Below are 12,900 nucleotides of genomic sequence, written 5' to 3'. Positions count from 1 at the left end.
CCGCAGACCGCTCCGGCCCCGATCGCCGCCCCTGCCGCGCCGGCGGCCGAGGGAGGCGTGCGCTTCACCGACCTGCCGGCCGACGACGTGGCCGCGACCATCGCCCAGGCCGCCCAGGCGACCGGCGCCTCGCACCCGTACCTGGTCGCCACCGCCCACCGCGAAAGCCGCGGCCACGCGAGCGCGGCGGCGTCGAACTCCAGCGCCCAGGGCCTGTTCCAGTTCGTCGACGCCACCTGGCTGGAGATGATCGACCGCCACGGCGCCGAGTACGGCCTGGCGCGTGAAGCGGCGCTGATCGACATCGACGCCGACGGCAAGCCGCGCGTCGCCGACCCGACTGAACGCAAGCGCATCCTCGCCCTGCGCGACGACCCGCGCGTCTCGGCCCTGATGGCCGGCGAGCTGGCGCACGAGAACGCCGACAAGCTCGAAGCCCGCCTGGACCGCGCGCCCACCGACGGCGAACTCTACCTGGCCCACTTCCTGGGCCCGCGCGACGCCGCCCGCCTGATCGTCGCCGCCAAGGCCCAGCCGGGCCGCGCCGCCCACGAGCTGTGCCCGACCGCCGCGCGCAGCAACCGCTCGGTGTTCTACCGCGGCGCCCAGGCGCGCACCGCCGCCGAGGTGGTCAGCCGGCTGGCGTAAGGCCGGTCCCCTCGCCGCCTCCGAAGGTGAAGCGTGGCGTTACCCTTTTTTCGCTTGCCAGGCGAACCGCGCTCAACTTTAGTCGCGCCAGTCATCCCAGTATTTCCCGTTCGGTAGCGTAGTCGAGGAATACGGTGAACACTGACAATCGCCTGCGTTTCGAAGACGAAGTACACATCCTGGCCCGCGGCTTTCAGCGGGTGTACGGCGCCCGCGCGGTGGCCGTCGCCGCCGTGGTCTGCGCCGAGGCGACCGAGCTGGAGGCCCGCCTGGTGCTGGAGGAAGTGGTCGCGCGGCTGTACTGGCCCGACCAACTGGACCAGCCCTCCGCCTGGCGCCGCTACCCGGCCCCGCCGCAGGCTCAGGACGCGGTGTACGCGCTCTAACTCCGCTCATCCCCGCGAAAGCGGGGACCCAGGTCCGCCGTCCAGCCCCGGGTTCGCGCGACCGAGCGTTCGCGTGTTCTGAACCGTCAGTGCTCTGGGTCCCCGCCTTCGCGGGGATGAGCGGGTGTGGGCGAGCCCCCGGCCCGCGCCCCGGGCGCGGGCGTTCGTCGCGGCGATCGACAAATCGTTGTCGATCGCATCCGGCCTGCCGCGCAGGCCGGCGCTCCTCACCCCTCCGGCAAGGTCAGCGTCACCGCCGTGCCGCCGCCGTCTCGGTCGGCGATGTCGATGCGGCCGCCCAGCTGGCGGGCCAGCACGTCCATCAGCCGGGCCCCGTGCGCCAGGCCGTCGTCCGGATGCGCCGTGGCGGCCAGCCCGACCCCGCGGTCCAGCACCCGCAACTCCAGCTCACGGGGGCCTGAGCGCGCGACCGTCACCTCGACCAGGCCGCGGCCGTCGGGATAGGCGTACTTGTAGGCGTTGCAGACCGCCTCGTTGACCACCGCCCCGACGGTGGCGGCCCGCGCCGCCTCCAGCTTCAGCCCCGGCGGCGCGCGCGCCTCGATCGTAAGGGCGTCGGTGCGGTAGACCCGGCAGACCGCGTCGACCAGCGCCAGGGCGTCGACCTGGGCCTCGCCGGCGTCGCCGGCGGCGACCACGCTCTGGTAGATGGCCGCCAGGCTCTGCATCACCCCCATGATCTTGCGCGCGAAGTCGGCGGTCTGGGCCGGGGCGCCGCGCGCCTCCACCGCGATCAGGCCTGAGATCACCTGCAGGTGGTTCTTCACCCGGTGGGCCAACTCGTCGTGCAGCGCCCTGTTGTACTCGGCCGTCTGGGTCAGGTCGGCCTCGCGCGCCTTGTCGCGGCTGATGTCGCTGCACACGCTGATCGCGCCGATCACCGCGCCGGCGGCGTTGCGGATCGGGGCGCTGTTGCAGCGCAGCAGCACGCGCCCGCCGGCGGAATCAAGGAAGTAGCTTTCGAAGTTCTCCAGCGTCTCGCCCCTGAGCGAGCGGCCGACCGGCCGTTCGTCCAGGGTGTAGGGCCGCCCCTCCAGGGAGAAGTTCGGCATGAGCTCGGCGAACCGCTCGTAGCTGAGGTTCTCCAGCTCCTGGCGCGGCCAGCCCATCAGCCGGCCGGTGAATTCGCTGACATAGAGCACCCGCCCGACCGGGGCGCTGACGATGACCACCACGCCCGGCACGAACCGCATGACGGTCTCCAGCACCGCGTGTGCCTCCGGGCCGCCCCAGAAGCTCTCCAGTTCCGACGGGGGATGATCCACGGGCTTGCCTTCGTCCATCGCGCGCGCCTGCAATTCCCGCGCGAACAACCGGGCGCGCTCCATCGCGGTTCGATGCGCGTCCGAAAGAAAACGGACGGCGGCGGGGGCGGCGAACGCCTGCGCGCGGCACATCCTTCGGCGGTGGAGCGTGCTTCCGGCGGGGTGTGAGGAGAGACCGCCGGTATGGCCAAGCCGGCCGCGCCTCCTGTAGCGTCGGGCCATGCTCGCCCTGATGCTGCTCGCCCTGTCCGCCGCCCCCGACCCGCTCGCCGACGAGACCCTGGTGCGCTTCAGCCGGGACCCGGTGCTCCGGCGCACGTCCGTCGAGGTCAGCGTCGGGCGGATCGCCGGCGACCCGCGCGAGCCGGCCCGCTACTGGCTGCGCCGCACCGAGCGCGACGGTGCGCGAGGCCGAACGCCGTCCGAGACCTTCACCTGGACCGACACGCAGCGCTGCCCCGCGGCGCTCGCCGTCCTGCGCGAGGCCGCGGCGCTCGAGACCCCGCGCCCGATGATTTCCGGGCTGGTCGAACCCGAAGGCGGCTACCTGCCCGTCGTCGCGGACGGCGCGCTCTACGCGCTGACCATCGAGGGCGCCTACGACGGCCAGATCGGACCGACGCTCACCGTCGCCACGGGCCCGGCGACGCCGCTGGCCGACTGGGTCGAGGCCAGCCTGGCCACTCTGGAGCCCTGCTGGTCGTCCAGGCGGCCGGACGGGGTCGGCCGGGACTAGGCGCCCCCTCGCCGCCCCGTCCGCCCGGACGGAGCGCGGCTTTCATCCCATGCATGCGAGCGTGCTCCCGGGGCCGGGCGGGTCAAGGACCGGCCCGAACGGGCCGGCCGCGCCGCGGCGCGCTACGCGCGTCCTTGAGCCGCCCGGACCCGGGAGCTGAAATCCACCATGGGACGTAAGCCGCTCCAGCGTCGGGCGACGCCGGGCGGAAGACTCCTCCCCTCTCCCCTTGCGGGAGAGGGAGGGGCCCAGCCGAAGGCTGGGAGGGTGAGGGGTTTCTCCGCAGCCTGCGGCGCGACCCCTCATCCTCCCACCGGCCTGCGGCCGGCGGGCCCCTCCTTCTCCCGCAAGGGGAGAAGGGGGCACGCGCGCATCCCCCCTCCCTGTCGAGGAACACCCCCGCGCCGGGTCGCGTTGGTCCTTACGGAGGCGCCCATGGTCCATGCTCACGAGCCTGACCGGCCGCTGCGCAAGGTGGTGGTGGTCGAGGACGATCCGGTGATCGCCGACAGCCTGGCGCACTATCTGGACGAGCTTGGCTACACGATCTGCGCCCAGACCGCCTCGCCGACCGAGGCCATGACCCTGCTGCACAAGTACGAGCCCGACGTGATCACGCTCGACGTCGACCTGGGCGGGGCCAGCGAGGGCGTGGCGGTGGCCACCGTGCTGCGCACCACCGCCATGTACCCGATCGTGTTCGTCACCGGCGCGCCGGCCGTGCGCCACCCCGAGCTGAAGAGCTTCGAGGCCAGCGCCGTGGTCGCCAAGCCCTTCACCAAGCAGGACCTGGAAAAGGGCATCGAGCGGGCGATCAAGCGGGCGGAGGAGAGCTGGGAGTAGGACACAAGCCCCGGCGACGACGCCTATTCGGTCCGGATTTTCGCCACGGCCTCGACGATGTCGGGGAGCGGACGCTTGTCCAAGGTGACGACGCCGTCCTCCTTCGAGGCGATCAATCGCGGGCTGGCGGAGGAATTGTCGAACACCCATGCCTGATCGGCTTCGGCGAGGAACCACGGCAATTGTTCCAGGGATCGCGCGTGTCGCTTCAGGATGTCGGCTTCCGCCACGGCGTGCCCGCCCTTGCGCACCCGCAGGCGAACCCGCTCGACATTGCGTTGAACGGTGTCGAGCAGCACGTAGATAAGCCGCACTTGGAACCCCAGCCCTTTGGCCAGCTCCACCAACCGTCGGTACTTCGGCGTCGAAAGGACCGTCTCCACGCCCACGGTCTGGTGCGCCCTGATCGAGGCCTCAAGCCAAGCCTCGATCCGCTGCACGGCCGCCAGATTACCGTCGCGGGGCGCTAGATTTTCGACTTCGCTGATACGGGCCGCGAGTAGATCGGGATTGATGATCCAGACCGATCGGCCGAATGCTTCGATGTCGGCCCCTTGGTAGACGCTGCTCTTACCGGAACCGTTCGGCCCGGCGACAATCAGAAGGTACGGCGGATCAGTTTTTGGCAGGGACAAGGTCTGTCACGCCCGTCGCTTTCTTGTTGTCTCGACGGGCCTTCGCGACGTTCTTGCCGAACACGAACCGAAGATCCTCGCCGAAGCTCTGGCTGTCGGCGTCGAGCGTGCGAACCGTCTTCAACTGCCCCTCCGGATCGCGAACGCGCTTGACGACGACCTTGAGCGCATGTCGACCGGTCCGGGGTTTGCGGTTCAAGCTGGCGATAACGACCTTGGCCACAGGCAGACTCCGACTCCAGTACCAAACATAGCATTCCAACCAGGCGCTTCAACGCTTCCGGGGCCGAAGGGGCTTCCGCCTCTTCAACCTTGCAGGCGCGGCTCAGCGGCGAAGCGTCCAGCGCCCCCCCCCTGGTCCATCCCCTCGAGCCTGTCGCGAGGGTGACGAAACCCGCGCCCTACCCCGCCCCCGCCCGCTGGCGGCGCGCGAAGGCGGCGTCGGCTTCGTCCTGGAGGGTGAAGGCGGCGGCGGTGCCGCGGGCGACCGGCGCGTCGGTCTTGCCGCCCTCGCACAGAAGGGCCCGGACCACGCCTTCGGGGCCGTGGGCGTACAGCGGGTGCGTCTTGCCGACCTTCTCGACCGCGGGCTTGCCGGCGCCGGGCGTGAACCGCTCGATGCGCTTCACCTCGACCTCGTCGCGCTTGCAGGCGAAGCGGGCGGTGGCCACCGACCAGGTCCCGCTGTCGTTCTCGCGCAGCATCATGCGGGCCGGCCGCTGGCGCTTCCTGCCCTTGCGGGCGGCCTGCAGGTCGGCCTCCAGCACCCAGACGTCGACGCCGCGCTGCGGCCCGGGGACCGGCGCGAACACCCGCACCAGCCGCCACTCGGCGGTGGTGTAGCGCGGCGGCTTGGCCTGGGCGGGGACGGCTGCGGCCCCCACCAGGGCGGCCAGGGCGAGGGTTGCGAGCGCGCGCGGCATGGTCGGCCTCCCGGGGTTCAGCGGCCGGGAAGCTTAACCGCGCGGTCGAGGTGGGAGGCGGCGCGCCGGGCGGTCCGGGCGCTGGCGGCGGATCGGGCGGCGGGCGGTCAGGAGTGCGTCCTGCCGCCCTGTTGCGGAGCCTCCCCTCCGCTCATCCCCGCGAAGGCGGGGACCCAGAGCGCAAACGGCGGCGGCGCGTCCGCCCGCCTTCATGAAGCGGTCCGCCCGACCAGGGGACGTCGCGAACCTGGGTCCCCGCCTTCGCGGGGATGAGCGGGTTTGGTGGCGGCGCCTCAGAGCGCCTGCGCGAACATCACCCGGTGGCCGTCGGGCGTGCGCACCGCCATCTCGCGCATGCCCCAGGGCCGGTCGGCGGGCGGCGCCGGCACATCGGCCCCGCGCGCCGCGATCTGCGCGAAATAGCCGTCCAGGTCGTCGACCTCGACATAGCCGAAGTACGAATGGCTCCCCAGCGACGCGGGCGAGGCGTCGTGCGGGCACGCGCCCAGCATGATGCGGCAGGCGCCGCGGCGCACGAACCGCCAGCCCTCGATCTCCAGCTCGATCGCAAAACCCATGACGTCGCGCCACCACGCCGCCGTCGCCTCCGCGTCCGGCACGGCCAGCACGAAGCGCACGCCCTTCACCATCGCCCTACCCCGCCGGCGGGTGCGCCGCGGCGAAGGCGGCGTCGGCCTGCGCTTCGAAGGCGAAGGCGGCGTCCACGCCGTGCACCACCGGCGCGTCGGTTTTGCTGTCGCCGCAGACCAGGCGGTAGACCGCCCCGTCGGGGCCGTGCGGGAAGATCGGGTGACGCGCCTCGCCGGGCTCGCGCGCCGGCCGCGCGCCGGGGGCGAACCGCTCGGTCTTCAGCGCCTGGACCTGGCCGTGCTCGCAGAAGTAGCGGTTGGTGACCACCCGCCAGACGCCCGGCTCCCGCGCGCGCACCAGCACCCGCGCGGTGCGGGCCTCGCCCCTGGCCTTAGCCGCGGCGGCCAGGTCCTGCTCCAGCACCCAGAAGTCGTTGCCGCGCTGCGGCCCCGGGATCGGATCGAAGGTGCGCACCAGCCGCCAGTCGGCGGCGCGATAGTCCGGCGCGGGCGCGGCGAGCGCCGCCGCGACGCTCAGCGCCCACGCCACCAGCAGGATCGCAACGTTCCACCGCATGGCCGAACTCCCCTTCTCCTAGCGCTGCGCCGGCGTCGCGCGGATGTACGAAGTCGCGTACGCGTCCATGAACACCGCCATCGCCGTCCCGTGTTCGCGCGCCGCCGCCCGCAGGGCCTCCGGGCTCACGTCGTCCAGGAAGCGCCGCTTCCCGTCCGTCTCGGTCCACACCCATCGCGCCTTGCCCAGGGTCTCGATGTCGGGGGCGCCGATAAACGCCTCCATCCCCCGGAGCCGCTCCGGATAGGGCGTGGCGGGGTCCTGATTGACGACGCCGCACATGTGATTGACGACGCCCCCGGCCGGGACGTCGCCGAAGATCACGAGGTCGCTCCGGCCGGGGCCGCTGAACTCCCGGACGGCGGGATTTGCTGCGAGGTAGTCCTGGCCCAAGTCAGGGGTCACATCCTTCCACCCCCTGGCGACGACGATCGCGGCCACCCGGCCGGGATCGGCCTGGGTGTCCATGCACAGCGTGCGAAGCACCGTCACGTCCGCGGGCTCAGCCTTTGGCGCGGCCGCCTGCGCCGCCCCCGCCAGAGCCGCCGCAACGACCACGCCGCCCAGCATCCGCTTCTTCGAACCGCGCCTCCGCATGCGTCACCCCCGCTGCATCCGGCGCACCCAGAACACGATGGCGCCCAGCGGCAGGGACACCGCCAGCATCCAGGCGTCGAAGGCCGAGCCCGACCAGAAGGCGCTGGCCCCGAACAGCTGGAGGCTGATCGGCCAGAAGCCGAAGGCGCAGGTCGCGGCGTTCATGCTCAGCTTGCCGACGCCGACCAGCACGACCGGCAGCCACAGCCAGCGCCGGCGCACGCCCGAGCCCAGCAGCACCACCATCGCCGTCGCCCACATGAACAGCGGGACCAGCGCGGTCAGCCCGACCATGACCTGGCCCTGCGGCGGCATGGTCGCCGGGTTGAACCGCGCGGCCTCCAGCTCCTTGTGGGTGGCCGAGCGCAGGAAGAAGCCCTCCACCTTCCACGGCGCCTTCGCGTTCGGCCGGCTGATCGTGGTCTCGGTGCGGACCACGCGCTCGGGATAGTGGTACTCGTAGATCACCGACATCCGCTCCCCGTCGGTCCCGGTGAAGCGGTTCCAGCTCATCCGGCGCGGCTCCGGCGCGGGGCCGGGCGGGACCAGCGCCCTCATGGCGGCCAGCTGCGGCTCGGCCGCCTGGCGGTCGACGTTGTCGGCCAGGCGCGCGGTCAGCGCTTCGGTGCGGCCGGCGCGCAGGTCCTCGTAGGGGGCTTTCAGCGCGGCCGCGTCGGCGCCGCTGGGCGGCGGGACCAGGTTCTGCAGCCACTGCGGCGGGTCGCCGGCGACGTCGCGCCCGTTCGCCGACTGGACCAGCATCACCGCCGCGCCGCCGAACATGGTCAGGAACAGCGCCGACACCAGCAGCGCAAAAAACCGACGCACCCAGACCACGCTCGCCTCCCCCGGCAACGCATCAACGGCTCAGCAGGCGCGGCGGCGGCCCCCCTGTCAAGCTCGCCTTGACCGCGCGCGGCCGCCCGGCGCACGCTGGCGGCGTAGTTCGGGGGAGTCCATGATCCGCCACGCCCGCGCCGCCGCCCTGGCCGGCGCCGTTCTCTGCGCCGCCGGGCCGGCATTAGCCGGCGCCGCCGACTGGTGGGAGGTGATCAAGCTGCCGGACGGGAGCGAGATCCTGACCGTCATGGCCGACGCCGCTTCGGCGAAGACGATCGCGCCCGGGGTGGTCGAGGTGCGCTTCCTGAACCATCACACGGCGGTCGACGGCGCGACCCGACGCTGGTCCTACAACTGGGTCCAGTTCGACTGCGCCCACACCCAGGAGCGGTTGGTGCGCGCCGACTTTTACGACAGCACGCTGGCGCTGCGGGCGCGCCGCGACGTCGACGAGGCCTGGGGGCCCGTGCAGCCGGCCGACCCGCTCATTCTGTTCGTCTGCAAGGGCGAGCGCGACGGCTTCGTCCGCCGCGAAGGCTTCGTCCCGCCGGTGGGGTGAGCGCGGCGCCCTCTCCTCCCCTGTGAGCGGCAGCGAACGGGGGAGGGGGACCACGCGAAGCGTGGTGGTGGGGGCGAACCGCTTCCCCCCGGAGTGCGACCGCTCGCCCCCTCCACCGCCCTGCGGGCGGTCCCCCTCCCCCGCTTCGCAGGGGAGGAGAAGCCCCTCGCCCGCGGGCGACGACGGAGGGGATCGCCTCGGCTTGACCGGGCGCGCGGGCGGGGCGCAGGCTTCAGGGGCGCTTTCAGGGGAAGACCGATGTCCCGTCACGCCTGCGCCGCCGCCCTCGCCTGCATCGTCCTTGGCCTGCCCGCCCCGGCCCTCGCCGCCGGCGCCGAGTGGTGGGAGGTCATCAACGAGAGCGACGGCGGCGGGACCATGGTCGTGCTGGCCGACGCGGCCTCGGCCAGGACGGTCTCGCCGGGCGTGATCGAGACCCGCTTCATGAACCAGGTGGCGGTCGACGGCACGACCCTGGGCTGGGTCGACGCGCGCATCCAGCACGACTGCGCCCAGGGCCGCATGCGCGTGGCGCACGGCGTGGTCTACGACGGCCAGCTCAAGCTGGTGAAGCGCGACGACGCGGGCACCGAATGGGCCCCGCTGCAGGCCCAGGACCCGACCAACCTGTTCGTCTGCAAGCGCGAACGCGCCCAGTTCCAGAAGCGCGCGACGTTCAAGCCGCCGGTGGGGTGAGCGCGGACGCCCCCCTTTCCGTCACCCTCGGGCTTGTCCCGAGGGCCCAGGGCTCAGCTCGCACGAACCCCCGGGCCGTTCGCAGCCGCGCGCCGCGCGCATGACCGGCTGGCCGCTCCGCGAACGGAACACTGGGCCCTCGGGACAAGCCCGAGGGTGACGATGAAGTAGGCCGCTCGCCTTGACCGCGTGCGGGCCGGCGTCGCACGCTGGTGGCGTGCTTCGGGGGGAGTCCATGATCCGTCACATCCGCACCGCCGTCCTGGCGGGCGCCGTGCTTTGCGCCGCCTGGCCCGCCGCCGCCGGCCCGACTGAGTGGTGGCGCATCAACCTGGACACCCGACGCAACAGCGTCATCGAAGAGCTGATCGACCAGGCCAGCGTGCGCAACGCCGCCCCCGGCGTCGTCGAGTTCCGGCTGCTGATGGAAACGAGCGCGCGCACAAAGGTCTGGGCCGACGCCACGGTGCAGGTCGAGTGCGCGGCGGCCCGCATGCAGTGGATGAAGCTGACCTTCTACGGCCCCGCCGGCGAGGTGCTGGCCGAAGAGCAGCCCAGCGGCTGGACGCCCCTGCCCGACGGCCCGCTCGCCCGCTTCGTCTGCAAGGGCGAGCGTGACGGCTTCGTCCGCCGCGACGGCTACACCGCGCCGGTCGGCTGACCTGCACCCCGCTTCAGGAGACCACCGGCATGATCCGCGACACCCGCGCCGCCGCCCTCGCCGGCGTCGTCCTTCTCATCGCCCAGCCGGCCGCCGCCCGCGACGCGGACTGGTGGCAGCTCGACGAGGAGGTCGCGAACGGCGCGACCAGCCGCTACCTGGCCGACCTGGGCGCGGTCCGGCCGATCTCGCCCGACGTGAGCGAACTGCACGTGCTGATGCAGGTGGAAGAGGACGGCGCGCCGATCGCCTGGGTCGACGCCCAACTGCGGCTCGACTGTCGCGCCGGCAAGCTGCAGAGCGTGAGCATGGCCGAGTACGACGCCGGCCTGAAGCGCGTGCGCGGGTCCGGCCAGGAGGACTGGTTCCCCCTGCCCCCCGGCCATTCGCTGGGCCGCTTCGTCTGCGGGGGCGAGCGCGACGGGTTCCAGCGGCGTCCCGACTTCGTCGCGCCGAAGTTCTGAGCCGGCCATGCTCGCCAGCCTCGCCGCCGCCCTCGCCCTGGCCGCCGCCGGCCCGACGTATTCGGGGGAAAGCTACGACTGCTCGGCCGATCGCAGGGGCGATTACGGCCGGGTGTTCGTCGGACGCAGCGTGCGCGACGTGGAGGGACAGCCGGTGTCGGAGGGCGGCGCCGAGTGGCATATCCGGGACGTAGCCCCCCGATTGCAGCTCAAGTACGGGCGGCGCGCCCCGGGCGCCCCGCTCACGCCCGTCTGGCTGCAAGTCGACGTGCACGTCAAACCCGGCCTGCAGCGCCACAGCTGGCTGGTCCTGAGCCTCGACACGGGCGCTCAAACGCGTCAGCCGATCTGGGGCGACGCGGAGATCAAGAAGTATCGGGGCCGCCGCTCGAGCCCCGAATCCGCGTTCATGAGGGGGATCTACGACGCCGACTTTCTCGCCGAGATCCCGAAGGCGCACCGCCTGACGATCGACGTGGTGGACGACCAGGGCGCCTCGCTGGCGCCTGCCGTGGTCGAACTCGACGTCGCCGCTGCGGAAGCCGACATCGCCGCCCTGCTCCGCGAGACGGCCGACAAGGCCACGGACTACCGCAAACTCTGTAGGCCCATGGGCCCGCCGATCCAGGAATAGTCCCTGCCGCCCGCGTCCGCCCGGACGCACCGCGGCTTTCATCCCGTGGATCCGAGCGTGCTCCCGGGGCCGGGCGGCGCGCCTTCCCCCTTTCCGTCACCCTCGGGCTCGTCCCGGGGGCCCAGTGTTCCGTTCGCAGAGCGGTCAAACGCGCGCTCGCACGGCATGCGGCTGCGAACGGTCCGGGCGATGGTGCGACGGCGCCCTGGGCCCTCGGGACGAGCCCGAGGGTGACGAAACTTGGGGCCGGCGTGCAGCCGCTCGCCCCCTCCACCACGCTGCGCGTGGTCCCCCTCCCCCGCTTCGCAGGGGAGGAGATGCCCGCTCAGAACCGCCGCGCCGGCGCCGGCGGCGGGCTCACCGGATCGCACACGCCCCAGGCCCGCGCGTAGGTCGGGCGGCGCCAGAACTCGAGCGCGTGGGAGACGTCGCGGAACCAGGTGATCTGGCCGCTGGCGCGGTCGATGCGGGTGGTGGTGACGACGCCGGCGGGGTCGCGCTCGCGGCGCTCGAAATAGAGCGGCGCCGTCGTGCAGGCGTAGATCGCCGGGCTCTCGCAGCCGCCGGCCGCCCAGGCGCCGGCGCGCGGGTCCCAGCGCATCCAGAAGCCCTGGTCGTCGATGCGGAACAGCTGCTGGACCTGGGCGGCCGCCTCGCCCGGCGCGATGTCGGCGGCGCCCTGCAGGCTGCAGCGCAGATAGACCGGCGCCTGTGCGCCCGCCGCCCCGGCCAGGGCGAACGCCGCCAGGCCGGCCGTCAGTGCAAGCTCGCGACGCATCGGCGACGCTCCGAGGCGTCCCCCAGGGGGAGCAGCTTACGCCCGCGCGCGCGGCGACGCCTATCGGGGTGGGTGGCAAGACGCGCAGCACCGCTCTCGCTAGAATTCCGGGATTCGAGCGGGGCCGACATGTGGGACAAGGTGATCGACTTTGCGCGGGCCAAGCTCGCGCGCCAACAGAAGACGTCCGTCCTCGGATCGCAAATCAAGGACACGCTCTGCCCCGGAATGAGCTTGCCGGACCCTTTGGAGCGGCTCTTCGCGTGGATTGAAGCCAACGGCTACTACATCGACACCCCAAACGGCCGCCTGGGCTTCCTGTACTCGGCGCAGACGATCGCGGACGAACATACAGATGACGGCCGCCCGGGCGGCACCGACATCGAGTTCGCCGCCGAGGGCAACGTCAACCTCAGGTATTGGTTTCGGAGCGAGGACCCGGACCTCATGAACCGCCTGTGCGTCTTCGCCAAAACCGGCGGCGACGGATCGATGGCCGCGTTCTGGCTGGCCGACGACGGAACCCAGAAGATCGTCCACCTCGGATCGGGATCGGGCTCGACGACAGTCTGCGTGCTCGCGGACGATCCCGTCGACTTCCTGCGGCTCCTCGCCATCGGCTACGACGAAATATGCTGGGGCGATGAACTCTCCGAGCCGCCGAATGCGAGCGGCGAGTTCATCGTCCAGCCTAACCGCGCGTTCGCCGCCTGGGTCGCGGAGACCTTCAAGGTGACGATCCCCGAGCGTGGGACGGACATCGTCAGGCACCTCGCGTCGATGGGCGACGACCACTCGCCGGACCCGTTCTGGACCTGGGCTCGGGCCCATACGGGCTGAGCGTCGCGCCGACACCCCTCATCTGACGCGCTCCGCGCGCCACCTCCTCCCGCAAGGGGAGAAGGAGAGCGTCTACCCCGCCCGCCGGTAGCCCTTCGCCTCGTACACCGCGCGCAGGTTCTCGCAGGCCAGGCGCACCAGGGCGCCGGCGGCGTCGCGGCCGGGGTCGCCGGTGACCCGCGCGACCGTGGCGCGCCAGGGTTCGCG

General features: G+C 72.4%; 19 protein-coding genes. 10 read left to right on the top strand and 9 right to left on the bottom strand.

The genetic code is table 11. From position 1 onward, the window contains the following. Both G3573_RS15305 and G3573_RS15300 read left to right on the top strand, forming a co-directional pair. The coding region (locus G3573_RS15305; protein WP_163262152.1) for a hypothetical protein at positions 1 to 648 on the top strand (648 nt) is incomplete at its 5' end. 134 nt (positions 649 to 782) lie between these two features. Continuing rightward, positions 783 to 1,034 carry a hypothetical protein gene (locus G3573_RS15300; RefSeq protein WP_163262150.1) on the top strand — a complete coding sequence of 84 codons (252 nt, stop codon included), beginning with the start codon at positions 783 to 785 and terminating at the stop codon, positions 1,032 to 1,034. Between the two features lie 227 nt (positions 1,035 to 1,261). On the opposite strand, the gene G3573_RS15295 is transcribed toward G3573_RS15300, so the two are convergent. After that, positions 1,262 to 2,338 (bottom strand): ATP-binding protein, encoded by a 1,077-nt coding sequence (locus tag G3573_RS15295; protein WP_163262148.1) that lies wholly within the window; start codon positions 2,336 to 2,338, stop codon positions 1,262 to 1,264. Between the two features lie 202 nt (positions 2,339 to 2,540). On the opposite strand from G3573_RS15295, the gene G3573_RS15290 reads away from it, so the two are divergent. Both G3573_RS15290 and G3573_RS15285 read left to right on the top strand, forming a co-directional pair. Further along, the gene (locus G3573_RS15290) at positions 2,541 to 3,056 is read left to right on the top strand and encodes a hypothetical protein (RefSeq protein WP_163262146.1); all 516 of its coding nucleotides are present in this window, start codon (positions 2,541 to 2,543) and stop codon (positions 3,054 to 3,056) included. Between the two features lie 435 nt (positions 3,057 to 3,491). Further along, positions 3,492 to 3,899: a response regulator gene (locus tag G3573_RS15285; protein WP_163262144.1), complete on the top strand. Its 408-nt coding sequence runs from the start codon at positions 3,492 to 3,494 to the stop codon at positions 3,897 to 3,899. Positions 3,900 to 3,922: 23 nt separating this feature from the next. Here G3573_RS15285 and G3573_RS15280 read toward each other — a convergent pair whose 3' ends face one another. From G3573_RS15280 to G3573_RS15250, 7 genes are all read right to left on the bottom strand, one after another. Beyond that, positions 3,923 to 4,534, bottom strand: coding sequence for an AAA family ATPase (locus G3573_RS15280; RefSeq protein WP_205598281.1), 612 nt, complete (start codon positions 4,532 to 4,534; stop codon positions 3,923 to 3,925). Beyond that, the gene (locus G3573_RS15275; RefSeq protein ID WP_163262142.1) at positions 4,515 to 4,757 is read right to left on the bottom strand and encodes a hypothetical protein; all 243 of its coding nucleotides are present in this window, start codon (positions 4,755 to 4,757) and stop codon (positions 4,515 to 4,517) included. Before G3573_RS15275 ends, G3573_RS15280 begins: the two co-directional genes overlap by 20 nt. Before the next feature lie 178 nt (positions 4,758 to 4,935). Then, positions 4,936 to 5,457, bottom strand: coding sequence for a hypothetical protein (locus G3573_RS15270; RefSeq protein WP_163262140.1), 522 nt, complete (start codon positions 5,455 to 5,457; stop codon positions 4,936 to 4,938). A 293-nt stretch (positions 5,458 to 5,750) separates the two neighbouring features. Then, positions 5,751 to 6,107, bottom strand: coding sequence for a VOC family protein (locus tag G3573_RS15265; RefSeq protein WP_163262138.1), 357 nt, complete (start codon positions 6,105 to 6,107; stop codon positions 5,751 to 5,753). Positions 6,108 to 6,111: 4 nt separating this feature from the next. Then, the gene (locus G3573_RS15260; protein WP_163262136.1) at positions 6,112 to 6,624 is read right to left on the bottom strand and encodes a hypothetical protein; all 513 of its coding nucleotides are present in this window, start codon (positions 6,622 to 6,624) and stop codon (positions 6,112 to 6,114) included. Positions 6,625 to 6,642: 18 nt separating this feature from the next. After that, positions 6,643 to 7,194, bottom strand: coding sequence for a hypothetical protein (locus tag G3573_RS15255; protein ID WP_163262134.1), 552 nt, complete (start codon positions 7,192 to 7,194; stop codon positions 6,643 to 6,645). Between the two features lie 30 nt (positions 7,195 to 7,224). Next, a complete protein-coding gene (locus G3573_RS15250; protein WP_163262131.1) occupies positions 7,225 to 8,058 on the bottom strand; it encodes a hypothetical protein in 834 nt (277 codons plus the stop codon). A 121-nt stretch (positions 8,059 to 8,179) separates the two neighbouring features. Between G3573_RS15250 and G3573_RS15245 the strand changes: the two genes are divergently transcribed. From G3573_RS15245 to G3573_RS15225, 5 genes are all read left to right on the top strand, one after another. Beyond that, positions 8,180 to 8,620 (top strand): hypothetical protein, encoded by a 441-nt coding sequence (locus G3573_RS15245; protein ID WP_163262129.1) that lies wholly within the window; start codon positions 8,180 to 8,182, stop codon positions 8,618 to 8,620. Positions 8,621 to 8,878: 258 nt separating this feature from the next. Further along, a complete protein-coding gene (locus G3573_RS15240; RefSeq protein WP_163262127.1) occupies positions 8,879 to 9,316 on the top strand; it encodes a hypothetical protein in 438 nt (145 codons plus the stop codon). A gap of 235 nt (positions 9,317 to 9,551) precedes the next feature. After that, positions 9,552 to 9,977, top strand: coding sequence for a hypothetical protein (locus tag G3573_RS15235; protein WP_163262125.1), 426 nt, complete (start codon positions 9,552 to 9,554; stop codon positions 9,975 to 9,977). Between the two features lie 29 nt (positions 9,978 to 10,006). After that, positions 10,007 to 10,441, top strand: a complete 435-nt coding sequence (locus tag G3573_RS15230; protein WP_163262123.1) for a hypothetical protein — start codon at positions 10,007 to 10,009, stop codon at positions 10,439 to 10,441. A gap of 7 nt (positions 10,442 to 10,448) precedes the next feature. Continuing rightward, on the top strand, positions 10,449 to 11,075 hold the full coding sequence (locus G3573_RS15225; protein WP_163262121.1) for a hypothetical protein: 627 nt from the start codon (positions 10,449 to 10,451) through the stop codon (positions 11,073 to 11,075). Between the two features lie 325 nt (positions 11,076 to 11,400). On the opposite strand, the gene G3573_RS15220 is transcribed toward G3573_RS15225, so the two are convergent. Next, positions 11,401 to 11,853, bottom strand: coding sequence for a hypothetical protein (locus G3573_RS15220; protein WP_163262119.1), 453 nt, complete (start codon positions 11,851 to 11,853; stop codon positions 11,401 to 11,403). A gap of 129 nt (positions 11,854 to 11,982) precedes the next feature. On the opposite strand from G3573_RS15220, the gene G3573_RS15215 reads away from it, so the two are divergent. Beyond that, complete coding sequence (locus tag G3573_RS15215) at positions 11,983 to 12,693, top strand: hypothetical protein (protein ID WP_205598280.1); 711 nt, start codon at positions 11,983 to 11,985, stop codon at positions 12,691 to 12,693. The last annotated feature ends 207 nt before the right edge of the window (positions 12,694 to 12,900 follow it).

The organism is Caulobacter sp. 17J65-9, from assembly GCF_010975005.1.
Classification (GTDB): domain Bacteria; phylum Pseudomonadota; class Alphaproteobacteria; order Caulobacterales; family Caulobacteraceae; genus 17J80-11.
This window is presented reverse-complemented; position numbering and strand designations above follow the sequence as displayed.